At 71.9% G+C, this 22,550-nt stretch carries 19 protein-coding genes and 1 tRNA gene; 15 read left to right on the forward strand and 5 right to left on the reverse strand.

All coding sequences use genetic code 11. From position 1 onward, the window contains the following. The first annotated feature begins 25 nt into the window (after positions 1–25). Complete coding sequence (locus MHO01S_RS08835) at positions 26–1,339, forward strand: GNAT family N-acetyltransferase (protein ID WP_060959837.1); 1,314 nt, start codon at positions 26–28, stop codon at positions 1,337–1,339. A 33-nt stretch (positions 1,340–1,372) separates the two neighbouring features. Then, complete coding sequence (locus MHO01S_RS08840; RefSeq protein ID WP_061782175.1) at positions 1,373–3,169, forward strand: ABC-F family ATP-binding cassette domain-containing protein; 1,797 nt, start codon at positions 1,373–1,375, stop codon at positions 3,167–3,169. A 95-nt stretch (positions 3,170–3,264) separates the two neighbouring features. Here MHO01S_RS08840 and MHO01S_RS08845 read toward each other — a convergent pair whose 3' ends face one another. Further along, positions 3,265–3,762, reverse strand: a complete 498-nt coding sequence (locus MHO01S_RS08845) for a MarR family winged helix-turn-helix transcriptional regulator (protein ID WP_060959835.1) — start codon at positions 3,760–3,762, stop codon at positions 3,265–3,267. A 95-nt stretch (positions 3,763–3,857) separates the two neighbouring features. On the opposite strand from MHO01S_RS08845, the gene MHO01S_RS08850 reads away from it, so the two are divergent. The 10 genes from MHO01S_RS08850 (at position 3,858) to MHO01S_RS08890 (ending at position 14,532) form a co-directional block, all read left to right on the forward strand. Then, positions 3,858–5,543, forward strand: coding sequence for an FAD-dependent oxidoreductase (locus MHO01S_RS08850; protein ID WP_061782176.1), 1,686 nt, complete (start codon positions 3,858–3,860; stop codon positions 5,541–5,543). Between the two features lie 40 nt (positions 5,544–5,583). Next, a complete protein-coding gene (locus MHO01S_RS16660; protein ID WP_167626524.1) occupies positions 5,584–5,745 on the forward strand; it encodes a DUF8730 family Cys-rich protein in 162 nt (53 codons plus the stop codon). Further along, positions 5,745–6,026, forward strand: coding sequence for a metal-sensitive transcriptional regulator (locus MHO01S_RS08855; RefSeq protein WP_060959833.1), 282 nt, complete (start codon positions 5,745–5,747; stop codon positions 6,024–6,026). Before MHO01S_RS16660 ends, MHO01S_RS08855 begins: the two co-directional genes overlap by 1 nt. 75 nt (positions 6,027–6,101) lie before the next feature. Further along, positions 6,102–6,173, forward strand: a tRNA-Gln gene (locus MHO01S_RS08860). A gap of 1 nt (position 6,174) precedes the next feature. After that, positions 6,175–7,647: a bifunctional UDP-N-acetylglucosamine diphosphorylase/glucosamine-1-phosphate N-acetyltransferase GlmU gene (glmU, locus tag MHO01S_RS08865; protein WP_060959832.1), complete on the forward strand. Its 1,473-nt coding sequence runs from the start codon at positions 6,175–6,177 to the stop codon at positions 7,645–7,647. Then, positions 7,622–8,656 carry a ribose-phosphate diphosphokinase gene (locus MHO01S_RS08870; protein ID WP_060959831.1) on the forward strand — a complete coding sequence of 345 codons (1,035 nt, stop codon included), beginning with the start codon at positions 7,622–7,624 and terminating at the stop codon, positions 8,654–8,656. Before glmU ends, MHO01S_RS08870 begins: the two co-directional genes overlap by 26 nt. Before the next feature lie 70 nt (positions 8,657–8,726). Then, entirely contained in the window at positions 8,727–11,447 is a 2,721-nt protein-coding gene (locus MHO01S_RS08875) for an HAD-IC family P-type ATPase (protein WP_060959830.1), read from the forward strand. Between the two features lie 135 nt (positions 11,448–11,582). Beyond that, positions 11,583–12,083, forward strand: coding sequence for an FMN-binding protein (locus tag MHO01S_RS08880; RefSeq protein WP_060959829.1), 501 nt, complete (start codon positions 11,583–11,585; stop codon positions 12,081–12,083). 26 nt (positions 12,084–12,109) lie between these two features. Beyond that, positions 12,110–12,982: an FAD:protein FMN transferase gene (locus tag MHO01S_RS08885; protein ID WP_061782189.1), complete on the forward strand. Its 873-nt coding sequence runs from the start codon at positions 12,110–12,112 to the stop codon at positions 12,980–12,982. Continuing rightward, a complete protein-coding gene (locus tag MHO01S_RS08890; RefSeq protein WP_060959828.1) occupies positions 12,982–14,532 on the forward strand; it encodes an FAD-dependent oxidoreductase in 1,551 nt (516 codons plus the stop codon). The genes MHO01S_RS08885 and MHO01S_RS08890 overlap by 1 nt, the downstream gene beginning before the upstream one ends. Positions 14,533–14,592: 60 nt before the next feature. On the opposite strand, the gene MHO01S_RS08895 is transcribed toward MHO01S_RS08890, so the two are convergent. From MHO01S_RS08895 to MHO01S_RS08905, 3 genes are all read right to left on the reverse strand, one after another. After that, a complete protein-coding gene (locus tag MHO01S_RS08895) occupies positions 14,593–15,051 on the reverse strand; it encodes a GNAT family N-acetyltransferase (protein WP_060959827.1) in 459 nt (152 codons plus the stop codon). 71 nt (positions 15,052–15,122) lie between these two features. Further along, on the reverse strand, positions 15,123–16,601 hold the full coding sequence (locus MHO01S_RS08900; protein ID WP_191009669.1) for a sensor histidine kinase: 1,479 nt from the start codon (positions 16,599–16,601) through the stop codon (positions 15,123–15,125). A gap of 83 nt (positions 16,602–16,684) precedes the next feature. Continuing rightward, positions 16,685–17,419 carry a response regulator transcription factor gene (locus MHO01S_RS08905; RefSeq protein WP_060959825.1) on the reverse strand — a complete coding sequence of 245 codons (735 nt, stop codon included), beginning with the start codon at positions 17,417–17,419 and terminating at the stop codon, positions 16,685–16,687. A gap of 183 nt (positions 17,420–17,602) precedes the next feature. Here MHO01S_RS08905 and MHO01S_RS08910 point away from each other — a divergent pair, with 183 nt between their 5' ends. Genes MHO01S_RS08910 through MHO01S_RS08920 form a run of 3 tightly spaced genes read left to right on the forward strand, consistent with a single transcriptional unit; the run spans position 17,603 to position 20,926 of the window. Next, positions 17,603–19,099, forward strand: coding sequence for an ABC transporter permease (locus MHO01S_RS08910; RefSeq protein WP_061782178.1), 1,497 nt, complete (start codon positions 17,603–17,605; stop codon positions 19,097–19,099). A gap of 50 nt (positions 19,100–19,149) precedes the next feature. Beyond that, positions 19,150–19,875 (forward strand): ABC transporter ATP-binding protein, encoded by a 726-nt coding sequence (locus MHO01S_RS08915; RefSeq protein ID WP_060959823.1) that lies wholly within the window; start codon positions 19,150–19,152, stop codon positions 19,873–19,875. Positions 19,876–19,912: 37 nt separating this feature from the next. Next, complete coding sequence (locus MHO01S_RS08920) at positions 19,913–20,926, forward strand: magnesium and cobalt transport protein CorA (protein WP_082734168.1); 1,014 nt, start codon at positions 19,913–19,915, stop codon at positions 20,924–20,926. Between the two features lie 108 nt (positions 20,927–21,034). Here the strand turns inward: MHO01S_RS08920 and gnd are convergent, their stop codons facing one another. Further along, positions 21,035–22,528, reverse strand: a complete 1,494-nt coding sequence (gnd, locus tag MHO01S_RS08925) for an NADP-dependent phosphogluconate dehydrogenase (protein ID WP_060959848.1) — start codon at positions 22,526–22,528, stop codon at positions 21,035–21,037. Positions 22,529–22,550 lie beyond the last annotated feature (22 nt).

Here is a 22,550-nt window from a genome sequence, read left to right on the forward strand (position 1 = left end):
CACACCCCCTCGAACGGAGAGCACCATGACCGATCGTCACCGCCCGCACCACGACGCCTCGCTCGACAGCACCCTGGTCGATGAGCTCGCCGCGCGCGACCTCGTCGTGCGGCGGGTCGACGACGCGCTGCGCACCGAGACCGACCCGTGGCTGGAGGCCGTCTCGCGCGGGTTCCTCGACGGCGAACGCACCGAGACGCAGCGCGAGGCGTTCTTCGCCGGCTCGGCGTACCGTCGCAAGCTCGGCGTCTTCGACGAGACGGCGCCGCAGCCGGAGGTGCCGGTCGCGACCTTCGCGTCGTGGGCCGCGGAGCTCAGTCTCCCCGGCGGGGCGGTGCCCGCCTGCGCGATCAGCTCCGTGACCGTCGCCCCGACCCATCGCCGCCGCGGCATCCTGCGCTCGGTGATGGCGGGCGAGCTGCGCACCGCCGTCGAGCGGGGCCTTCCGGTGGCGATCCTCACCGTCAGCGAGTCGACCATCTACGGCCGCTTCGGCTTCGCCCCCGCGGCGCTGGCCGCGCAGTGGCGGATCGACGCGCGCCGCGCACGGTGGATCGGACCCGACGCCCCCGGACGCATCGACTTCGTCACGCGTGCGCAGGGACGGGAGATCGCCGCGGAGCTGCACGAGCGGGTCCGCGTGCACGCGCCCGGTGAGATCGACATGCCCGGCGGGCACTGGGATCGCTTCTTCGGCACGAGAGCGGACGTCGAGAAGGCCGAGCAGCTGCGGGCGGTGCAGTACCGCTCGCCGTCCGGCGACGTCGAGGGCGTCGCCGTGTACCGCGTCACCGAGAACGAGCACGACTTCGCTGCATCCACCGTCGAGATCGGCCTGCTGCTCGCCGCCGGCGACGAGGCGTACGCGGCCCTCTGGCGCTTCTTCCTCACGATGGACCTCATCGGCACGGTGGAGGCCAGCGAGCTGTCGGTCGACGAGCCGCTGTGGTGGATGATCGCCGACCAGCGCGCCGTGACGGTGACGCTGCGCGACCATCACTACACGCGCATCCTGGACGTGCCGGCGGCGCTCTCGGCGCGGACCTACGACGTCGTCGACACGGTCGTGCTCGACGTCACCGATCCGCTGGGCATCGCCTCCGGGGTTTTCCTGCTGACGACGGATGCCGACGGCACCGCTGCGGTGGAACTCGTCGACGAGCCGCCGGTCGGCGTGCCGACGGTCACGCTCGGGGTGGCCGAGCTGTCTGCGCTGCTGCTGGGCGGCGTCTCGCCCGTGACGCTGGCGCGCGCGGGCCGTCTGGTCGCCGACGACGCCCCCGCGCTCGCACGGCTGTTCGCCTCCACGGTGCCGCCGCGGCTGAGCTTCTGGTACTGACCGCCGGGACCTCTCGCGTAGCCTGGAGCGGATATGGCGCATCTGCTCGGGGCTGAGGGCCTCCACCTGGAATTCCCCACGAAGGTCGTCTTCGACGGCGTCTCTCTCGGCGTCGACGAGGGGGATCGCATCGGCATCGTCGGCCGCAACGGCGACGGCAAGTCGAGTCTGATGGCGATGCTCGCGGGGCGTCTGGAGCCGGATGCCGGTCGCGTCACCGTGCGCGGCGGGGTGCGCGTGGGCGTGCTCGATCAGGGCGACACGCTCGACGATGCCCTCACGATCGCCCAGAGCGTCGTCGGCGACCGCGCCGAGCACGACTGGGCGGGCGATGCCGGCGTCCGCGACGTGATCTCAGGCCTGGTCGGCGACCTCGACTGGGACGGCCCCGTGGTCGGTCTCTCGGGCGGGCAGCGCCGGCGCGTGGCGCTCGCGCGACTGCTCGTCGGCGACTGGGACGTCCTCGCCCTCGACGAGCCCACGAACCACCTCGACGTCGAGGCGGTCGCCTGGCTCGCCGCGCACCTCAAGCGCCGCTGGTCCGCCTCGACGGGGGCGCTGCTGGTCGTCACCCACGACCGGTGGTTCCTCGACGAGGTCTGCACCCGCACGTGGGAGGTGCACGACCGCATCGTCGAGCCGTTCGAGGGCGGCTACGCCGCCTACGTGCTGCAGCGCGTCGAGCGCGACCGCCAGTCGGCGGTCATCGAGCAGCGGCGGCAGAACCTCGCCCGCAAGGAGCTCGCGTGGCTGCGCCGCGGCGCGCCCGCGCGCACGAGCAAGCCCCGCTTCCGCATCGACGCGGCCAACGCCTTGATCGCCGACGTCCCCGAGATCCGCGACGCCGTCCAGCTGCAGTCCCTCGCCGTCTCTCGCCTGGGCAAGGACGTCGTCGACCTGCTCGATGCCGGCGTCGCGTACGACGGGCACCCGGTGCTCACCGACGTCGAGTGGCGCATCGCGCCGGGCGAGCGCACCGGCATCCTCGGTGTCAACGGCGCCGGCAAGTCGACGCTCCTCGGCCTGGTGGCCGGGACGGTCGAGCCCACGAGCGGCCGGGTCAAGCGCGGCAAGACCGTGAAGGTCGCGACGCTCACCCAGCGGATGGACGAGCTGAACCAGTACCGGGACGACCCGGTGCGGGTCGTGATCTCGGGCCTGCGCACGAGCTACACGATCGGCACGGGCTCGAAGGCCGCCGAGCTGACGCCCGGCCAGCTCCTGGAGCGGATGGGTTTCAGCTCCGCCCAACTGTCGACGCCGGTCAAGGATCTCTCCGGCGGTCAGCAGCGCCGGCTGCAGCTGCTGCTGATCCTGCTCGACCAGCCGAACGTGCTCATCCTCGACGAGCCGACGAACGACCTCGACACCGACATGCTCGCCGCCATCGAGGATCTCCTGGACTCGTGGGCGGGGACCCTGCTGGTCGTCAGCCACGATCGGTACTTCCTCGAGCGCGTCACGGACCAGCAGTACGCCGTGCTGGACGGGCGCCTCCGGCACCTGCCCGGCGGCATCGACGAGTACCTGCGCCTGCGCGCCGCGCAGCTGTCCGCACCGGCCGCCGCTCCCGCGGCATCCGGCGCCGCCGCGTCCGGTCCCGCCCTCGCCGGCGCCGACCTGCGCGCAGCCCAGAAAGAGGTGGCCGCCGCGGAGCGGCGCATCCAGAAGCTCACGTCCCAGGTGGATGCCGCGCGCACGGCACTCGCCGACCACGATCAGTCGGACTACGTCGGCCTGGGGGAGCGGATGCGGGCGATCGGCGCGCTGGAGGCGGAGATCGCCGCGCTGGAGGAGCGCTGGTTCGAGCTGTCCGAGCTTCTCGGCTGACGCCCCGCGACGGAGGAGTTTCGGTCGCTCGTGGCGTCCGAAACTCGCTGGGGCGCCGTTTCGGGCGCTCGAGGCGACCGTAACGCGAGCCTGTGTCAGGCGTCGAAGCCGAGGGAGAGCTTGCGCAGCAGGGCGGCGAGGCGTTCCCGGTCGCCGCGGGAGAGCACGCCGAGCAGCAGGGCTTCGGCGTCGACGAGACGCGTGATGGCGGCATCCACGCGGGTCTTCCCGTCGTCGGTGATCGTGACGAGCACGCTGCGGCCGTCGGCCGGGTCGGCTTCGCGGCGCACGAGACGGCGGCCCACGAGCCGATCGATGCGGTTGGTCATCGTCCCGCTGGAGACGAGGGTCTGCTGCAGCAGCTGCTTCGGGCTCAGCTGATAGGGCTCGCCCGCGCGGCGCAGGGCCGACAGCACGTCCCACTCCCACGGCTCGAGGTCGCTGCGGCGGAACGCCTCACGTCGCGCCCGGTCGAGGTGGCGCGACAGACGGTCGACGCGGGAGAGCACCTCGAGGGGCGAGAAGTCGAGGTCGGGACGCTGGGCACCCCACGCGCCGACGATCCGGTCGACTTCGTCGTGTTCGGTGGCCATGGCTCCATTATCGCGGGAGGCGATCCGCCCGATTTGGCGCGCTATACCCCCGGGGGTATATTCGGGCGAGAACTGAACCTGAAGGGGGAGCACGGATGCGCATCGTGATCGTCGGAGGCGTGGCGGGAGGGATGAGCTGCGCCGCACGCGCGCGCAGGCTCGACGAGTCCGCCGAGATCGTCGTCCTCGAGCGCGGGGAGCACGTCTCCTTCGCCAACTGCGGTCTGCCCTACCTCGTGGGCGGCGAGATCGCCGACCCGTCTGCACTGCTCGTGCAGACGCCCGCGTCGCTGAAGGCCGCGCTGGCCCTGGACGTACGCACCGGACACGACGTGACCCACCTGGATGCCGCGGCCAAGACCGTGACGGTCGTCACCGCGGACGGGGTCGACACGCTCGCCTACGACGCCCTCGTGCTCGCACCGGGCGCGCAGTCGGCGCGCCCGCCGATCGCCGGACTCGACTCCTCTCGCGTGCGGACGCTGCGCACCGTGGAGGATGCCGTGGCGCTGCGCGACCGCGTCGCCGCCGGTGCGCGCCGGGCGGTCGTGCTCGGTGCCGGCTTCATCGGCGTCGAGGCCGCGGAGGCGCTCGCCCAGAGGGGCCTCCACACCACGGTCGTGGAGCTCGCGCCCCACGTCCTCCCTCCGCTGGAGGAGGAGCTCGCGACCCTCGTGAGCGCCGAGCTGCACGCGCTCGGCATCGAGGTGCGCGCCGGTGCGGCCGCGACGGCGATCGAGTCGGGCGTCGACGCCGACGTCGTCGTCCTCGACGACGGATCGCGGCTCGACGCCGATCTGGTGGTGCTCTCGGTCGGGGTCCGGCCCGACACCGCCGTGTTCGAAGAGGCCGGCGTCGCCTGCGTCCGCGGGGCGATGATCGTCGACGACCACGGCCGCACCTCGCTGCCCGACGTCTATGCGGTCGGCGATGCGACCGCGGTGGCCGACGCCGTGACGGGAGCCGTGCGCCCCGTCGCCCTCGCCGGCCCCGCCAACCGGGCGGGCCGCCTCGTGGCCGATGCGATCCTCCGCCCGCACACGGCCCGCGCGATCCCACGACCGGTCGGCACCGCCATCGTGCGCGTCGGCGCGCAGACGGTCGCGCTGACGGGCGCCAACCGTGCCGCACTGGCGGCCGCGGACGTCGAGATCGACACCGTGCACCTGCACCCGGGCCAGCACGCCGGCTATTTCCCCGGTGCCTCGCAGATCCACCTCGTCGCGCACGTCCGGCGCGACGACGGTCGTCTGATGGGTGCGCAGGCCGTCGGCGCCGACGGCGTCGACAAGCGGATCGACGTGCTCGCCACCGCCATCCGTGCCGGGTGGAGCGTCGAGGACCTCATCGATCTCGATCTGGCCTATGCGCCGCCGTACGGTTCGGCGAAGGATCCCGTGAACCTGCTCGGCATGGTGGGGGAGAACGTGCGCTCCGGCACGCTCCGCCTCTGGTACGCGCAGGAGCTCGAGGAGGTGCTCTCGTCGGCGCTCGTCCTCGACGTCCGGACGCCCGCGGAGCTCGCCACCGGCCGACTGCCGGACGTCCTGGCGATCCCGCACACGCAGCTGCGGGCCCGCCTCGACGAGGTCCGCGACGCCGCCGCCGGCCGCCCCGTGCGCGTGATGTGCCAGTCGGGCGTGCGCTCCGCGATCGCGCATCGGGTGCTCGCGCAGGCCGGGTTCGACTCGGCATCCCTCTCCGGCGGCATGCTGACGCTCCGCGCCGTCCTCGGCGACCGCGCGGGCACCCTGCTCGTGACCGATCGCACCGCCGTCTGAACCCCCCCCACACCGACACCGAAAGACGAGGAGACCTCACATGTGCTCTGCCGTGACGTGCACCACCTGCGGAAAGACGACCTGGGCCGGCTGCGGCCAGCACGTGGACCAGGTGATGCGCAACGTCCCCGCCGCGCAGCGCTGCGCCGGACACGAGACCGACAGCGGATCGGGCTTCTTCTCCCGACTGTTCTCGCGCTGATGGCGACCTCGACGCACGACCCCGCCGCCCAGCGCAAGATCGCCAACCGGCTGCGCCGCGCCCGCGGGCAGCTGGACGCCGTGATCGCGGCCGTGGAGGAGGGGCGGCCGTGTCGCGACGTCGTCACGCAGCTGGCGGCCGTCTCCCACGCGCTGGACCGCGCGGGCTTCGCGATCGTGTCGACCGCGCTGCGCGAATGCCTCGCCGATCCGGCCGCCGCCGAGATCGAGGACGGCCTCACGACGGAGGAGCTGGAGAAGCTCTTCCTCATGCTCGCCTGACGGCCGATCGATGCGGTCTTCGGCGCCGGAGACTGGCAGACTGGACCGGCATGCCCGCCGTCTCGCGGGGTGCGGTCCGCCGTAGTGTAACGGCAGCACGACAGCCTTTGGAGCTGTGAGGTTCAGGTTCGAATCCTGGCGGCGGAGCATGACAGAGAACACGTGGGACGCGTCCCTGGCCGTCGTGATCCTCGCCGCCGGGCAGGGGACGCGCATGCGATCCGCGCTTCCGAAGGTGCTGCATCGCATCGGCGGGCGTCCGCTCGTGGGCCACGTCCTCGACACGGCGCGCGACCTCTCCGCCGCGCACGTGCTGGTCGTCGTCCGGCACGAGCGCGACCTGGTCGCCGACGCCGTCACCGGCATCTCACCCGAGGTCGTCGTCGTCGATCAGGACGAGGTGCCCGGGACGGGCCGCGCGGTCGAGGTCGCGCTGGCCGCGGTGCCGGCCTTCGACGGCGACGTCCTGGTGCTCTCGGGCGACGTCCCGCTGCTGGACGCGCCGACCCTCAGCGCCCTCGTCCGCGATCACCGCGACTCGGGCGCCAGCGCGACGCTGCTGTCGGCGGTGCTCGACGACGCGACCGGCTACGGTCGCGTCATCCGCGCGACCGACGGCACCGTCGAGCGCATCGTCGAGCAGAAGGACGCGACGGCGGCCGAGGCGGCCGTGACCGAGATCAACGCCGGCGTCTACGTCTTCCGCTCCGCCGCCCTCCGCAGGCATCTGGCCGGCGTGGGCACCGACAACGCGCAGGGGGAGAAGTACCTCACCGACGTCATCGGGCTCGCCCGTGCCGCCGGGGAGCAGGTGGTCGCCTCGATCGTGGCGGACGTCGCCCTCACGCTCGGCGTCAACGATCGCGCCCAGCTCGCCGAGGCGGGGCGGCTGCTCAACGCCCGCACCGTGCGCCGCTGGCAGCTCGAGGGCGCGACCATCCAGGACCCGGCGACGACGTGGATCGACGTGACGGCGACCCTCGCCCCCGACGTCACCGTGCTGCCGAACACCCACATCCTGCGGGCGACGGCGGTGGCCGCGGGCGCCACGATCGGCCCGGACACGACGCTGGAGGACTGCGAGGTCGGCGAGAACGCGGTCGTGCGCCGCGCCGACGCGACGCTCGCCGTGATCGGCGCGGGCGCCACGGTGGGCCCCTTCGCCTACCTCCGACCCGGCACCGTGCTGGCCGCCGGCGGCAAGATCGGCACGTTCGTCGAGACCAAGAACTCCACCATCGGCGAGGGCAGCAAGGTGCCGCACCTGTCGTACATCGGCGACACGACCATCGGTCGCGGGGTGAACCTCGGCGCCGGCGCGATCACGGCCAACTACGACGACATCGCCAAGCACCGCACCGAGATCGGTGACGAGGTGCACTCCGGCTCGCACAACGTGTTCGTCGCGCCCGTTAGGATCGGAGACGGCGCCAAGACCGGAGCCGGCGCGGTGATCCGCAAGGATGTCCCGCCCGGAGCCCTCGCCTTGAGCGTTGCCCCTCAGCGCAACGTCGAGGGGTGGGTTGAGAACCACCGACCGGGAACGGCCGCGGCGGCAGCTGCCGCGCAGTCCCGGTCTGCACAGGAAGCGGACGATGGCGCGCAAGAAGCACACGGTTGATCTGGACGTCGAGCGCGGGATCGCCCCGGGACTCGTCGCCAAGACCAAGAAGCGTCTGGTCGTCGCGAGCGGAAGCTCCCACCCGACCCTGTCCCACGACGTCGCCGCGGCCCTCGGCACCGAGCTCGTCCCGACCGAGCACCGCACGTTCGCGTCGGGGGAGATCCTGACGCGGTTCGAGGTGTCGATCCGCGGATGCGACGCGTTCATCATCCAGTCCTTCGGGCCTCCCGTGAACGAGTGGCTCATGGAGCTGCTGATCATGCTGGATGCCGCCAAGCGGGCATCCGCCAAGCGCATCACGGTCGTCGCGCCCTACTATCCGTACTCGCGCCAGGACAAGAAGGGACGCGGCCGCGAGCCGATCAGCGCCCGTCTCGTCGCCGACCTGCTGAAGACGGCGGGTGCCGACCGGGTCATGAGCGTCGACCTGCACGCCGCGCAGATCCAGGGCTTCTTCGACGGTCCCGTCGACCACCTGTTCGCCAAGCCCGTGCTGCTCGACTACTTCCAGAAGAGCCTGTCGCCGGAGGACCGCGAGAAGCTGACCGTCGTCTCGCCCGACACGGGACGTGTGCGCGTCGCCGACCAGTGGTCGGACTCGCTGGGGGCGCCGCTGGCGATCATCCACAAGCGGCGCGATCCGAACGTGGCCAACCAGGTGACGGTCAACGAGATCGTCGGACATGTCGAGGGTCGCGTCTGCCTGCTGGTGGACGACATGATCGACACCGGCGGGACGATCGTGAAGGCCGCGCAGGCGCTCAAGGCGAACGGCGCCGAGCGCGTCATCGTCGCCGCCACGCACGCCGTGTTCAGCGACCCCGCCACGCAGCGCCTGCAGGATGCCGCCATCGACGAGGTCGTCGTCACCGACACGATCCCGCTGCCCCCCGAGAAGCGTTTCCCGGGACTGACGATCCTGCCGATCGCCCCGCTGCTCGCGCGCGCGATCAAGGAGGTCTTCGAGGACGGCTCCGTCACGAGCATGTTCGACGGCGCTGCCTGAGTCGGCATCCGCCGTGTTTTCCCCCGCCGCGCGGACGGCGAGTCGGGCGCGCACCTTCTAGGATCGCGCTATGACCCTTCCCACCGTCGACGCCGAGTTCACCGTCGCAGGCCCGCACGCACGTGAGGTCGACGAGGTGCGGCGCGCGCTGCGCGTCGACGATGCCGGCCTGACCACGTCCGAAGCGACGTCGCGACTCGATGTCGTCGGGCCGAACCTCCTGCCCGAGCCCCAGCGGACCCCCGCGTGGCTCCGTTTCCTGTCGCATTTCAACGACACCCTCATCTACATCCTGCTCGCCGCCGCCGCCATCAAGGCGGTGATGGGCGACTGGCTGGACTTCTGGGTGATCATGGCGGTCGCGATCATCAACGCCGTCATCGGCTACGTGCAGGAGGGGCGCGCCGAGAAGGCCTTGGCGGGCATCCGCGGCATGCTCTCGTCCGATGCGACCGTGCGTCGCGACGGCCGGTGGGCGACGGTGCCGGCGGCCGATCTCGTGCCGGGCGATCTCGTGCGACTCATGCCGGGCGACAAGGTCCCCGCCGACGTGCGGCTGGCGGAGGCGACCCAGCTGCGGATCGACGAGGCGGCGCTGACCGGCGAGTCGGTGTCGTCGTCGAAGGACCGCGCCCCCGTCGCCGGCGACGCCGGCGTGGGCGACCGCTCGTCGATGGCCTTCTCCGGGACCATCGTGACGGCCGGACAGGGCCTCGGCATCGTGACGGGCACGGGCTCGTCCACCGAGATCGGCAAGATCCAGGCGCTCGTCGGCGACGCCGGATCGCTCGACACGCCGCTCACCACCCAGCTGAACGCCTTCGGCCGCAAGCTCACGCTGGTGATCCTGGGCATGGCGCTGACGATGATGGTCATCGGCCGCTACCTCCACCAGATGCCGCTGCCCGAGCTGGTGTCGGCGACCATCGGCTTCGCCGTCGCCGCGATCCCCGAGGGCCTGCCCGCCCTCGTCACCATCACGCTGGCGATCGGCGTGCAGCAGATGGCGCGGCGCCACGCGATCACGCGCAAGCTCCCCGCGGTGGAGGCCCTCGGGTCGGTGACCACCGTGTGCTCCGACAAGACCGGCACGCTCACCAAGAACGAGATGACCGTCCGCACGATCGTCACGCCCGTCGCACGCTACGAGGTGTCCGGCCTCGGCTACGACCCCGCCGGCGACATCGCGCCGGCCGGCGGCGCCGATCTCGCGGCCCTCCTCGCCGTCGCCGACCTGTGCAACGACGCATCCCTCGAGCGCGTCTCCGCGGGAGCGGATGCCGAGCGGGCCGGCGCCGCCGGCTGGGCGCTGGTCGGAGAGCCCACCGAGGGCGCGCTGAAGGTCGTCGCGATGAAGGGGGGAGTGGACACCGCCGGCACGCGCCGTATCGGCGTCGTGCCCTTCGACTCGGCCCACAAGTTCATGGCGACCCTCAACGAGAGCGCTGACGGCTCGCGCGCGATCCTGGTCAAGGGCGCGCCCGACCGCCTCCTGGACCGCGCGCTGACCCAGCGCGGGGCCGACGGCTCGGAGCCGCTCGACCGCGGCTTCTGGGAGCGGGCGGTCGACGAGCTCAGCGGGCAGGGCCTGCGCGTGCTCGCCGCCGCACGCAAGCCCACCCGCGCCACCACTGTCGAGGTCGACGACCTCCAGGACCTGGAGCTCCTCGGGCTGTGGGGCATCGTCGACCCGCCGCGTCCCGAGGCCATCGCCGCCATCGCCGACTGCCATGCCGCCGGCATCCGCGTGAAGATGATCACCGGTGACCACGCCGGCACCGCCCGTGCGATCAGCCGCGAGATGGGTCTGGTCGCCGACGAGGACGCCCCGGTGCTGACCGGCGCCGAGCTGGAGGCGCTCAGCCAGGAGCAGCTGAAGGTCGTCGTGCGCGGGGTCGACGTGTTCGCCCGCACGAGTCCCGAGCACAAGATCCGTATCGTCCGCGCCCTGCAGTCGCACGGCGAGGTCGTCGCGATGACCGGCGACGGCGTCAACGACGCTCCCGCGCTCACCCGTGCCGACGTCGGCATCGCGATGGGCATCAAGGGCACCGAGGCGACGAAGGAGGCCGCCGAGATCGTCCTGGCCGACGACAACTTCGCGACGATCCGCAGCGCCATCGCCGAGGGACGGCGCATCTACGACAACCTCCGCAAGTCGGTCGTCTTCCTGCTGCCGACCAACGGCGCGCAGTCGCTGGTGATCCTCGTCGCCGTGCTGTTCGGCCTGACCCTCCCGCTGACACCCGTCCAGGTGCTGTGGGTGAACATGGTGACCGCCGTCACCCTGTCGCTCGCGCTCGCCTACGAGCCGGCCGAGCGCGGGATCATGACCCGTCCGCCGCGCGCCACGGGCGGATCCATCGTGTCGGCCCGAGAGCTCGGTTTCGTGCTCTCGGTGTCGCTGCTGATCGGCGGCGCGACGCTCGCGGTGTTCGCCCTCTCGCTCGCGCGCGGCTCGGACGTCGACGTCGCGCGCACGGAGGCCGTCGCGATGCTCGCGTTCGGTCAGCTGGCGTTCCTGCTCAACTGCCGCTTCCTCGGGCGATCGAGCCTCACGGTGGACGTCCTGCGCGGCAACCCGGTCATCTGGTGGTCGGCGCTCGCTCTCATCGTGCTCCAGGTGCTCTACACCTACCTGCCGTTCCTCAATGGGCTGTTCGGCTCCGAACCCCTGGATGCGGTGGGCTGGATCCTCCCGGTCGGCATGTCGGTCGCGGTGTTCTTCGCGGTGGAAGGGCTCAAGGCGCTGCGGCGTCGGTCGGGCCCGGACGTCGCGGCGGTGCGCTGAGCGCGCGCGTCTTTCAATGCGAATGCATAGGCAACGCCTGGCAGACGCCAACCCGGCCCCCGCTACCGTGGAACTGCCACCGCGATGCGCCCCCGTGCATCTGAAGCGGCAGGGCACGACAGAAGGAGGACCATCATGATCCGCACCACCGCCGTACCCCGTTCCGTCCGCGCCGGCGCCGCCGCCGCGTCCGTCCTCGGCATGGTCGCCCTCGCGGGCTGCTCGGCCACGACGACGGCCGACGCGACGGCCAGCTCCACGCCGGAGAAGACGACCGCCGCCACGGCATCCGCGACGCCCTCGTCGACCGCCGCGGCGGAGTCGACCGCGTCCACCAGCGTCTATAAGGACGGCACGTACACCGCGGACGGCTCCTACTCGACCCCCGAGTCCGTCGAGACCATCTCGGTCACCGTCACCCTGGCCGACGACGTCATCACGAGCGTCGAGGTGTCGGGCAACCCCACCAAGCGCGAGTCGGAGCAGTACCAGAGCCAGTTCATCGGCGGGATCAGCAGCGAGGTCGTCGGCAAGAACATCGACGAGATCTCGGTGTCGCGCGTCGCGGGATCGTCGCTCACGAGCGGCGGGTTCAACACGGCCATCGCGGAGATCAAGTCCGAAGCGAAGGCGTGACGGCGACGCCGCCGCGCGGAGGCGACATGCTCGAGCGGGCCCGGTGGGAGTTCGAGGCGATCGGCACGCGGTGGCGGATCGACACGTCGGCGCCGCTCGCACCGGCTCTCCGCACCGCGGTGAGCGCGCTCATCGACGACTTCGACCGGACCTGGTCACGGTTCCGTCCGGATGCGCGGATCGCGCCCCTCGCGTCGGAGCCCGGCGCGATCCCGGCTCCCGCCGACGCCGCCGCGATGCTCGAGCTGTACGGCGCACTCAGCGAGTCCACCGAAGGGGCGGTCAACCCCCTCGTGGGCGACGCGCTCGCGCGCCGCGGATACGACGCCCGCTACGGCCTCGTCGATCGCGGCGCGCAGTCGGCGCCGGCACGCTGGCGGGAACTGCTGACGTGGACCGACGGGACCCTGACGCTGCGGGAGGCCGCCACGATCGACGTCGGGGCGCTCGGGAAGGGACGCCTGGTCGATCTGGTGCTCGCGACCCTCGCCCCCCGCACCGACGGAGACGTCACGGTCGACGCGGGCGGCGACATCGCCCTCCGCGGCAGCGAGACCATCGCCCTGGAGCATCCCTTCGACGCGGCGCGTGCGATCGGCGTGTGGCAGGTGATGGATGCGGCCCTGTGCGCGTCGGCGACGCAGCGCCGCGCGTGGCCGGGTGCGGACGGCGGCGGCCTGCACCACGTCCTGGACGCCCGCACGGGGGAGCCGGTGCGGACGATCGCCGCCACGTGGGCGGTGGCGCCCGACGCGATGACCGCGGATGCCGCGGCGACCGCGCTCTTCTTCGATGGCGGACCGCGTTTCGCCCATGCCCACGGCGTCGCGTGGGTCCGCATGACCACCGACGGCCGCGTGGAGTGGTCGCCCGACAGTAAGGCAGAGTTGTTCCTGTGATGACCTCGCTGACCGCCGCCTGGAACCGCACCCTCGCGGTGCTCGGCCGCGTCTCCATGTACCGACTGGTCGTGCTCGCCCTGGCGGTGCTCGCGGCGATCTCGTTCGTGCTGTCGTTGTTCGGCGCGGTGGGGCCGTCGCCGTGGGAGCTGCTGGCCACCGTCGCCGTCCTCGCGCTGGCGTGTGCGGGCACGGATGCCGTCGCGCACCGCTTCCTCGGCAAGGACTGGCGCTGGGAGTCTTCCCTCATCACCGCGCTCATCCTGCTGTTCGTGCTCCGGCCCACCGTCGAGCCGCTGGGACTCGTGGGCGTCGTCGTGGCGGGCGTGGTGGCCTCGGCATCCAAGTACCTTCTGGTGTGGCAGGGGCGACACATCTTCAACCCGGCCGCCGTCGGCGCCACCGTCCTCACGATCCTCAGCGTCTGGCTTCCGGACCTCGGCGCCTCGGCCTGGTGGGTGGGATCCCCGTTCCTCGCCGGCCCGGTGATCCTGCTCGGACTGGTGGTGCTCGTGCGCACCGAGAAGGTGCGCATCATCACGCTGTTCCTGCTGATCGCGGTCGCGGTCGCGTTCGTGCGCACATCGGTGCAGTATCAGCAGGCGGGACTCGCCCTCGACACCGGCACCGTCTTCTGGAACATCCTGTGGTCGTCGCCGTTCCTGTTCCTCGGCGCCTTCATGCTGTCCGAGCCGCTCACCCTCCCGCCCCGTCGCTGGCAGCAGTTCGCCGTGGCGGCGCTCGTGGGCGTGCTGGCCGGCTGGCCCATCGACATCGGCGACGTCAGCCTCGGCCAGGAGCGCGCGCTGCTCATCGGCAACCTCCTCGCGTTCGCCTTCGCCGCCCGCACGGCCGTCCGCCTCACGTTCCAGGACCGCGTGGCGCTGACGCCGACGGTGCGCGAGCTCTCGTTCCGTGCCGAGCGGCGCTTCCGCTTCGTGTCGGGGCAGTACCTCGAGCTCGAGGTGCCGCACCCGCGCCCCGACGCGCGCGGCACCCGGCGGGAGTTCAGCATCGTCTCCGCCCCCGAAGAGCTCCCGGAGGTGCGCATCGCACTGCGGGAGGGATCGCAGTCCAGCTACAAGAAGGCGCTCGCCCTCGTCGAGCCCGGCCAGAGGCTCGCCGTCACCGGCGTCTGGGGCGATTTCGTCCTGCCGGCGCGGCCGTCCGCCCCCGTCCTGATGGTCGCCGCGGGCATCGGCGTGACGCCGTTCGTGTCCCAGCTGCGTCACCTGCGCCTGTCCGGCGAGGACCGCGACGTCGTCTTCGTCTACGTCGCCTCGGATGCCGAGGAGCTCGCGTTCCGCAGCGACCTGGAGGATGCCGGCATCCCCGTGATCGTCTTCACGCGCAACGAGCCCTCCACCCTGCCGCCGCACTGGCGCTGGGCACGCGGCGTCCGACTCGACGCCGACGGCCTGCTCGAGGTGGTTCCCGACCTCGCTGCGCGGCATGCCTACATCTCGGGGCCGCCGCGTCTCATCGCCGATCTCGCGCCCGCGCTCGAGAAGGCGCGCTCCCTGACGACGGACGCCTTCTCCGGCTACTGAGCCCCGGCCGCGAGCCGGCCGCCCCGTCTCGGGCGGGTACGTGAGCCGCCCGCGCGCGGGTCAGCCCGCGGCGAGCGGGCGCGACCAGGCGACCTCTCGGCTCAGCCGTCCGGTCTGCTGGAACATACGCACCTGATGGGTGTCCGCGAACGTCGCGACGAGCTCGTCGCGGTCGGTCGGCTCGAAGCCCAGGCTCTGCCAGAACGGGCCCGACCGGCGGCTGAAGAGCCACGCCCTCCGGGCGCCCTCCGCGACGGCACGCTCGAGCGCGAAGCGCGCCAGCGCGGTGCCGCGACCACGGGAACGCCGCGTCGGGCCGACGGCGACGCTGCGGATCAGCGCATGACGGCCGTCGCCGCTGATCTCGTAGCCGACGCTGCCGACGATCGCACCCGTCCCGTCGCGTTCGAGCCACAATCGCACGCTCGGTGCGTCCAGTCCGCTCAGCGTGAGGTCCACCGCTGTGAGGAAGGCCGTCAGCGCCTCGACATCAGCCGCACGGCACCGCTCGAGATCCACGCACTAAGTCAACCAGTCGTGACCGTGAGGAGGCGAACCGGGATGCCGGCCGCCGCTCGCGGATGTCGCCGTCAGGCGGCGTCGACGGCGGTCGAGGCGCCCTCCGCCCCGGGGGTGGCGGGCCGCGCCGGCAGGCGCACCTCGAACACCGTCCGGCCCGGCACGCTGTCGACCGTGATCGTGCCGTGATGGGCCGTCACGATCGCCTGCGCGATCGAGAGTCCCAGCCCCGTCCCGCCCGTCTGCCGGGCGCGTGAGGTGTCGGCGCGCGAGAACCTCTCGAACAGCTCTCCCGCGATCTCCGGGGCGATGCCAGGGCCGTCGTCGGCGACCTGCACGACGGCCTCGCCGTCGACGAGCGCGATGGATGCGGTGACGGTGGTGCCGGCGGGGGTGTGGACGCGCGCGTTGGTCAGGAGGTTCGCGATCACCTGGTGCAGGCGCATGGCGTCGCCGGCGACGACCACGGGTTCCTCCGTGGCATCGAGCTGCCACTGGTGCTCGGGACCGGCCACCTGCGCGTCGGCGACGCCGTCCAGCACGACACGTGTCAGATCGACCGCGCCGTAGACGAGCTCCTTGCCCTCGTCCAGGCGCGCGAGCAGCAGGAGATCCTCGACCAGGGCCGTCATCCGCAGAGACGCCGACTGGATGCGCTCCAGGCTGTGCTCCGACTGTTCGGCGCTGACGGCGACCTGCGTCGCGGTCGCGGCGTCGCCGGCCGCCTGGACCGTCCGCAGAGAGCGCAGCGACAGCTCGGAGTACCCGCGGATAGCGGCGAGCGGGGTGCGCAGCTCATGGCTCGCGTCGGCGACGAAGGCGCGCATGCGCTCCTCGTTGCGCTGGCGCGCGGTCAGCGAGACGTCGACGTGATCGAGCAGCGAGTTCAACGCCGCGCCGACCCGACCGATCTCGTCGCTCGCATCGGCCTCGGTCGCCGGGACGCGCTCCGTGATGGTCACGTCGCCCGAGTCCAGTCGCTGGGCCGCCACCCGGGTGGCGGTCGCCGCGACGGCGCGCAGCGGTCGCAGCGAGTGTCGGATCACGATCGCGATGACCGCCGCCAGCAGGAGCAGGCCGCCCGTCGTGACCAGGGCGACGGTCGTGAGGATCTGGGCGATCGTCGAGCTGATGGACGACAGCGGCAGCCCGACGGCGATGACGTAGTTGTTGCCGGCGCGGGTGGTGAACAGCCGGTAGGCGCCGAGGTCGTCGACGGTGGCGGTCGTCGCGGGAGAGGTGTCGAAGGCGGTCACGATCTGCTGCACCTGGGCGTCGGTGAGCTGGTTGACGGTGTTGCCGTCGAGGTAGGCGCCGTCGAGGGCAGTGGGGGAGCGCACGACCAGCAGGACGCCGGGGGTGCGCACGCGGGCGTCCTGGAGGACGCTCAGCGCCGTCTCGACCGAGCCGTAGTCGGAGTGCGGACCGACCAGCTGCGCACTCACGCTGCCGGCGGCGTCGCGCACCTGGGTGTCGAGCTGACCGGACAGGATGTTGCCGAGCAGCGCGCTCGTGGCCAGGCCGATCATCGCGAGGATGAGGGTCACCATGCCGACGACGGCCGTGATCAGGCGGGTCTGCAGGCTCCAGCGCCGGCGCACGTGACGCCCGGGGGATGAGGGGGTCGTGGCGCTCACTGAGGGGCTTTGATCATGTAGCCGACGCCGCGGACCGTGTGGATGAGCGGCTCGCGTCCGGCGTCGATCTTCTTGCGGAGGTAGGAGATGTAGAGCTCGACGACCGACGAGCGACCGCCGAAGTCGTAGTTCCAGACGCGGTCGAGGATCTGCGCCTTCGACACGACGCGCCGCTGGTTGCGCATGAGGAAGCGCAGGAGCTCGAACTCCGTGGCGGTCAGCTCGATCTCCGCGTCGCCGCGCATGACCTCGTGCGAGTCCTCGTTGAGCGTCAGCTCGCCCACCCGGAGGATCGGGTCGGCCGTGCCGGCGGTCGCCGTGCCGGCTCGCCGCATGAGGCCGCGCAGACGTGCGACCACCTCTTCGAGGCTGAAGGGCTTGGTCACGTAGTCGTCGCCGCCCGCGGTGAGGCCCGCGACGCGGTCCGCCACGGCATCCTTCGCGGTGAGGAAGAGCACGGGCACGTCGTTGCCCGCGTGCCGCAGCCGCTGCAGCACCGACATGCCGTCCAGGTCGGGCATCATGATGTCGAGCACCATCGCGTCGGGGTCGAACTCGCGTGCCTGGGAGAGCGCGTCGTAGCCGGAACCGGCGGTACGGACGTCCCAGCCCTCCATCCGCAGCGCCATCGACAGCAGGTCGGTGAGCATCTGCTCGTCGTCGACGACGAGCACGCGGAGGGCCGAACCGTCGGGACGGTGGAGGGTGGGAGCGGCGGCGAGAGCGGTCATGGGTTCATTCTCGTGCCCCTCCTGTGAGGAACCTATGCCGAGCACTATGAGCCTGCTGTGTATCGCCGGCCCGCACTCATAGCTCCTGCCTAACCCGGACCGAGACGGCACATCGACGCCCCTCTTACCGTCGAGGCGTCGGCGTGGCCGCGCACACCGCAGCGGGCGCCAGAAGGGGACTCGATGTATTGGACATATCTGCGCCGCGAGCTGTCCGGCCGGAAGAAGCAGACGACGATCGTGGCCATCGGCCTCGCCGTCGCCGTCGCACTGGTGATCATGGTCAACGCGCTGTCGGCGGGCATCCGGGACGCGCAGGCCGAAGCGCTGCAGTCGGTGTACGGCGTCGGCACCGACCTCACCGTCACGGGCGCCCAGGCCGAGCCGGGCTCGGGCGGCCCCGGCAGCGGCGGCCGCTTCGACTTCGGCGAGGGCGGCGGTCAGACCGGGACCGACGGCACGACGACCCTCAGCCAGTCGCGACTGGTCACCGACTTCGGACGCAGCACGCTGGACGCCTCGGTGCTGGAGACGGTGGCGGATGTCGACGGGGTGTCGGCCGCCACGGGTGCGCTCAGCCTGACGAACATGACCTTCAGCGGCGAGCTGCCGCAGGCGCCCTCCGACGCCGGCACCGGCGACGGCACCGGGACGATGCCCGAGCAGGGGCAGGGCGGCCAGGGTGGCCAGGGCGGCGGCGGCTTCGGCGGCGGGTCGTTCGGCGTCGACTCCTTCACGGTGCTCGGCATCGACCCGTCCGCGACGGCGGTCGGACCGCTCTCGGCGGTCTCGCTGAGCGACGGGCGTGCCCTCGACTCCAGCGACGCCGGCTCCGACGTCGCGGTGCTGGATGCCACCTACGCCGCGACCGCGGACGTCGCCGTCGGCGGCACGATCGACATCGGCGGCACGAGCTTCGAGGTCGTCGGCATCGTGGCGTCCGCCTCCTCGTCGGCCGACACGGCGGCGAACGTCTACATCCCCCTCGACGTGGCCCAGACGCTGTCCGGCGCGGGCGACGTGGTGTCGACGGTGTACGTCCAGGCGACCTCCAGCGATCGCATCGCCGACGTGCAGACGGCGCTGGCCGCCGTGCTGCCGGACGCGACCGTGAGCTCGCAGTCCGAGCTCGCCTCGACCGTCTCCGGCTCCCTGACGAGCGCGAGCTCGCTCATCACGAGCCTCGGGACGTGGCTGTCGATCATCGTGCTCGCCGTCGCCGTCGCCCTGGCCGTGCTGTTCACGATCTCCGGCATCTCGCGTCGTACGCGTGAGCTGGGAACGCTCAAGGCGATCGGCTGGTCCAACTCGCGCGTCGTCGGCCAGGTCGCGGGGGAGTCGATGGTGCAGGCGCTGATCGGCGGTATCGCCGGTGTCGTGCTCGGCTTGATCGGCGTGGTCATCATCAACGTCATCGCGCCCACGATCTCCTCCACGCCCGCGACAACGACGGGCGGGCGAGGCCCCGGCGGCATGGGACAGGCCCCGGGAGGAGGCCAGGGCGGGTTCGGTCAGCTCGCACAGACCGCCACCGACATCGTCCTGCACGCGCCCCTCTCGGTCTGGATCATCGCGCTCGCACTCGGCCTCGCCGTGGCCGGCGGCCTCGTCGCCGGTGCCTTCGGCGGATGGCGCGCGGCCCGCCTGAGCCCCGCCGAGGCACTGCGAGCCGTCTCGTGAACGCCACAGCATCCCACCCCACCGACCCCCGTAACGAAGAGAGCTCCGACATGACCCTCATCGACCCGACCGTCGGGAGCGCCGCCGACCCCGCCGGCGCGCCCGCCTACCGGCTGACCGCCGTCACGAAGACCTACCGACAGAAGGGGCGCGAGGTCCAGGCGCTCCGGGGCGTCGACCTCGAGATCCCCACCGGCGAGTTCGTGACCATCCAGGGCCCGACCGGGGGCGGGAAGTCGACCCTCCTGCAGCTGCTGGGGGCGCTCGACACGCCGACCACCGGGAGCGTCGTCATCGGCGAGACCGACCTGGCCTCGGCATCCGGCGCGGACCTCGAGCGCCTGCGCGCGCACGAGATCGGCTTCGTGTTCCAGGCGTTCAACCTCATCCCGACGCTGACCGCAGCGGAGAACGTCGCGATGGGCCTCGAACCGCTCGGACTCGACCGGGCCGAGCGCGACGTGCGGGTCGCCGAGGCGCTCGACCACGTGGGGCTGTCCGACCGCGGCGCCCACCGCCCGGGTGAGCTGTCGGGCGGCCAGCAGCAGCGCGTCGCGATCGCGCGCGCCATCGCGAAGCGCCCCCGCGTGCTGCTCGCGGACGAGCCCACGGGCAATCTCGACGAGCACATGCGCGACGAGATCCTCGTGGTGCTCGAGCAGCTCAATGCGGAGGGGCTGACCCTGGTCATGGTGACGCACGACTCCGCGGTCGCGAAGCGCGCACGCCGTCGGCTGCGCCTGGAGAAGGGGACCGTCCGCGACATCAGCCGCTGACGCGCGACGCACCGGGGCGGGGCCTAGGGTGGCTCTCATGGCCCAGCCCCAGTGCGTCGTCTACGACGGCGGCATCGCCCACCCGATCGATGCCTCCCCGGCCGAGGCGCTCGCCGAGGCGCGCCGGCGCGGCGGGATGCTGTGGATCGGGCTGACCGCGCCGACCGACGACGACGTGCACGAGCTCGCCGAGGTGCTCCACCTGGAGCGCCTCGGCGTCGCCACGGCCCTCCGCACGCATCAGCGGTCGAAGCTGGAGCGCTTCGGCGAGCATCTGTACGTCGTCGTCCAGCCCTCCCAGTACGACGACACCACCGAGACGGTGCAGTGCCGAGAGGTGGACCTCTTCGTGGGCGCCGACTTCTTCGTCGTGATCTCCGGCGACGGCGCGGTCGACGTCGACCGGCTGCGCGCGCTACTCGACGAGCATCCCGACATCGCCGCGCGCGGACCGCTGGGCGTGCTCTGGGGGACCTTCGAGTACGTCACCCGGGGCTACCGCGACGTGATGGACGGCATCGAGCACGACATCGACGAGATCGAGGAGGAGCTGTTCGGCGAGGACGAGGGCGTGTCCCGGCGCATCTTCGCCCTGCAGCGCGAGGTGATCGACCTGCGACACGCGACGGCGCCGCTGCCGGCCATCATGGACCGACTCGAGCACTACGTCGCCCTTCGGACGCCGAACGGCGAGGCACCCGGCTACCGCGAGCTCGCCGACCGGGCCCGGTACATCGACGCGAGGGTCGCGGCGTTCCGCGAGACCCTCGACAACGCGCTGACGATCCACGCGACGCTCGTCGACCAGCGTCGCAACGATCAGATGAGCGAGATGACGCGCCGGAGCATCGAGCAGAACGACCAGGTCAAGAAGATCTCGTCGTGGGCGGCGATCGGCTTCGCGCCGACGCTCGTCGCCGGCATCTACGGCATGAACTTCCAGCACATGCCGGAGCTGGCGTGGCCCTGGGGGTATCCGTTCGCCCTCGGGCTGATGGCGGCCGTGAGCGCGGGGCTCTACGTGGTCTTCAAGAAGAAGGACTGGCTCTAGGCGTTTCGGCTCACGGCTGCGCCGCGCGCTCAACGACCGGTGGTTGCCGTCCCGGTCGTTGAGCGCGCGCAGCGGGTCGAAACGCCCCGCTCAGCCGCGTCGCCCGCCTCAGTGGGTGTCTTCGGCCTCGACCTCGGTGCGGTCGCCGGACCACAGCGTGTGGAAGGTGCCGGGCTTGTCGATGCGCTTGTAGGTGTGCGCTCCGAAGAAGTCGCGCTGGCCCTGGATGAGCGCCGCCGGCAGACGCTGTGCGCGCAGGCCGTCGTAGTACGCGAGCGACGACGAGAACGCCGGCGCCGGGATGCCGGCGGCGGCGGCCCGCGCCACGATGGTGCGCCAGGCATCCTGGGCGCGGGTGAGCGCGTCGACGAAGTACGGCGCCGTCAGGAGCACCGCGAGGTCGGGCTCGGCGGCGTAGGCGTCGGCGATGCGGTTGAGGAACTGGGCGCGGATGATGCAGCCGGCGCGCCAGATCTTGCTGACCGCGCCGAGGTCGATCGACCAGTCGTAGTGCGCGGCGCCGGCGCGGATCTCATCGAAGCCCTGCGAGTAGGCGACGATCTTCGAGGCGTAGAGGGCCAGGCGCACCTGCTCGATGAACGCGTCGGCCTCCGCGCCGCTCAGGGGCGCGGCGCCGTCGTCGTCCGGTCCCGGAAGGCCTCCGGAGATCGAGCGCTGCTCGGGGTGGCTCGACAGCGACCGGGCGAACACCGCCTCGGCGATGCCCGAGACGGGCACACCGAGGTCGATCGCCGTCTGCACGGTCCAGCCGCCGGTGCCCTTGGCGCCGGCCTGGTCGAGGATGACATCCACCAGCGGCGCACCGGTCTCGGCATCCACCTGGCGCAGCACCTCGGCCGTGATCTCGATGAGGTAGCTCTCGAGCTCGCCGGTGTTCCACTGCGCGAACACGTCGGCGATCTCGGCGGGGGTCTTGCCGGTCGCGCGACGGATGAGGTCGTAGGCCTCGGCGATGAGCTGCATGTCGGCGTACTCGATGCCGTTGTGCACCATCTTCACGAAGTGGCCGGCGCCGTCGTGACCGATGTGGGTGACGCACGGCTCGCCCTCGGCGACCGCCGCGATGGAGCGGAGGATGGGGCCGAGCGTGACCCACGCCTCGTCGGGACCGCCGGGCATGAGCGACGGGCCGAGGAGGGCGCCCTCCTCACCGCCCGAGACGCCCATGCCGACGAAGTTGAACCCGCGCTCGCGCACGGCCTTCTCGCGACGGATGGTGTCGGTGAACAGGGCGTTGCCGCCGTCGATGATGATGTCGCCGGGCTCGAAGACGTTCATCAGCTCGTCGATGACCGCATCGGTCGGGCCGCCGGCCTTGACCATGATCAGCGCCGTGCGCGGCTTCTGCAGGCTGGCGGCGAACTCCTCGTAGGAGAAGGCGGGCACGAAGCCGGCTTCGGGGTGCTCGGCGACGAGCTCATCGGTCTTGGAACGCGACCGGTTGAAGACGGCGACGGTGTTGCCCTCGCGCGAGGCGAGGTTGCGGGCGAGGTTCGAGCCCATCACCGCGAGCCCGACGACTCCGATGTTGGCCGTGGGCGACACGGGCGTGGTGGTCTCGGCAGCGGTCTGTTCGGGCACGTCGAACTCCTCAGGGATCAGT

It is taken from the genome of Microbacterium hominis NBRC 15708 (assembly GCF_001592125.1).
In the GTDB taxonomy this organism is placed as follows: Bacteria; Actinomycetota; Actinomycetes; order Actinomycetales; family Microbacteriaceae; genus Microbacterium; species Microbacterium hominis.

What these genes read in the sequence shown, in the direction of transcription:
- MHO01S_RS08835 (WP_060959837.1), top strand. Translation starts at nt 26, where the DNA reads ATGACCGATCGTCACCGCCCGCACCACGACGCCTCGCTCGACAGCACC.
- MHO01S_RS08840 (WP_061782175.1), top strand. Translation starts at nt 1,373, where the DNA reads ATGGCGCATCTGCTCGGGGCTGAGGGCCTCCACCTGGAATTCCCCACG.
- MHO01S_RS08845 (WP_060959835.1), bottom strand. Translation starts at nt 3,762, where the DNA reads ATGGCCACCGAACACGACGAAGTCGACCGGATCGTCGGCGCGTGGGGT.
- MHO01S_RS08850 (WP_061782176.1), top strand. Translation starts at nt 3,858, where the DNA reads ATGCGCATCGTGATCGTCGGAGGCGTGGCGGGAGGGATGAGCTGCGCC.
- MHO01S_RS16660 (WP_167626524.1), top strand. Translation starts at nt 5,584, where the DNA reads ATGTGCTCTGCCGTGACGTGCACCACCTGCGGAAAGACGACCTGGGCC.
- MHO01S_RS08855 (WP_060959833.1), top strand. Translation starts at nt 5,745, where the DNA reads ATGGCGACCTCGACGCACGACCCCGCCGCCCAGCGCAAGATCGCCAAC.
- glmU (WP_060959832.1), top strand. Translation starts at nt 6,175, where the DNA reads ATGACAGAGAACACGTGGGACGCGTCCCTGGCCGTCGTGATCCTCGCC.
- MHO01S_RS08870 (WP_060959831.1), top strand. Translation starts at nt 7,622, where the DNA reads ATGGCGCGCAAGAAGCACACGGTTGATCTGGACGTCGAGCGCGGGATC.
- MHO01S_RS08875 (WP_060959830.1), top strand. Translation starts at nt 8,727, where the DNA reads ATGACCCTTCCCACCGTCGACGCCGAGTTCACCGTCGCAGGCCCGCAC.
- MHO01S_RS08880 (WP_060959829.1), top strand. Translation starts at nt 11,583, where the DNA reads ATGATCCGCACCACCGCCGTACCCCGTTCCGTCCGCGCCGGCGCCGCC.
- MHO01S_RS08885 (WP_061782189.1), top strand. Translation starts at nt 12,110, where the DNA reads ATGCTCGAGCGGGCCCGGTGGGAGTTCGAGGCGATCGGCACGCGGTGG.
- MHO01S_RS08890 (WP_060959828.1), top strand. Translation starts at nt 12,982, where the DNA reads ATGACCTCGCTGACCGCCGCCTGGAACCGCACCCTCGCGGTGCTCGGC.
- MHO01S_RS08900 (WP_191009669.1), bottom strand. Translation starts at nt 16,601, where the DNA reads ATGGTGACCCTCATCCTCGCGATGATCGGCCTGGCCACGAGCGCGCTG.
- MHO01S_RS08905 (WP_060959825.1), bottom strand. Translation starts at nt 17,419, where the DNA reads ATGACCGCTCTCGCCGCCGCTCCCACCCTCCACCGTCCCGACGGTTCG.
- MHO01S_RS08910 (WP_061782178.1), top strand. Translation starts at nt 17,603, where the DNA reads ATGTATTGGACATATCTGCGCCGCGAGCTGTCCGGCCGGAAGAAGCAG.
- MHO01S_RS08915 (WP_060959823.1), top strand. Translation starts at nt 19,150, where the DNA reads ATGACCCTCATCGACCCGACCGTCGGGAGCGCCGCCGACCCCGCCGGC.
- MHO01S_RS08920 (WP_082734168.1), top strand. Translation starts at nt 19,913, where the DNA reads ATGGCCCAGCCCCAGTGCGTCGTCTACGACGGCGGCATCGCCCACCCG.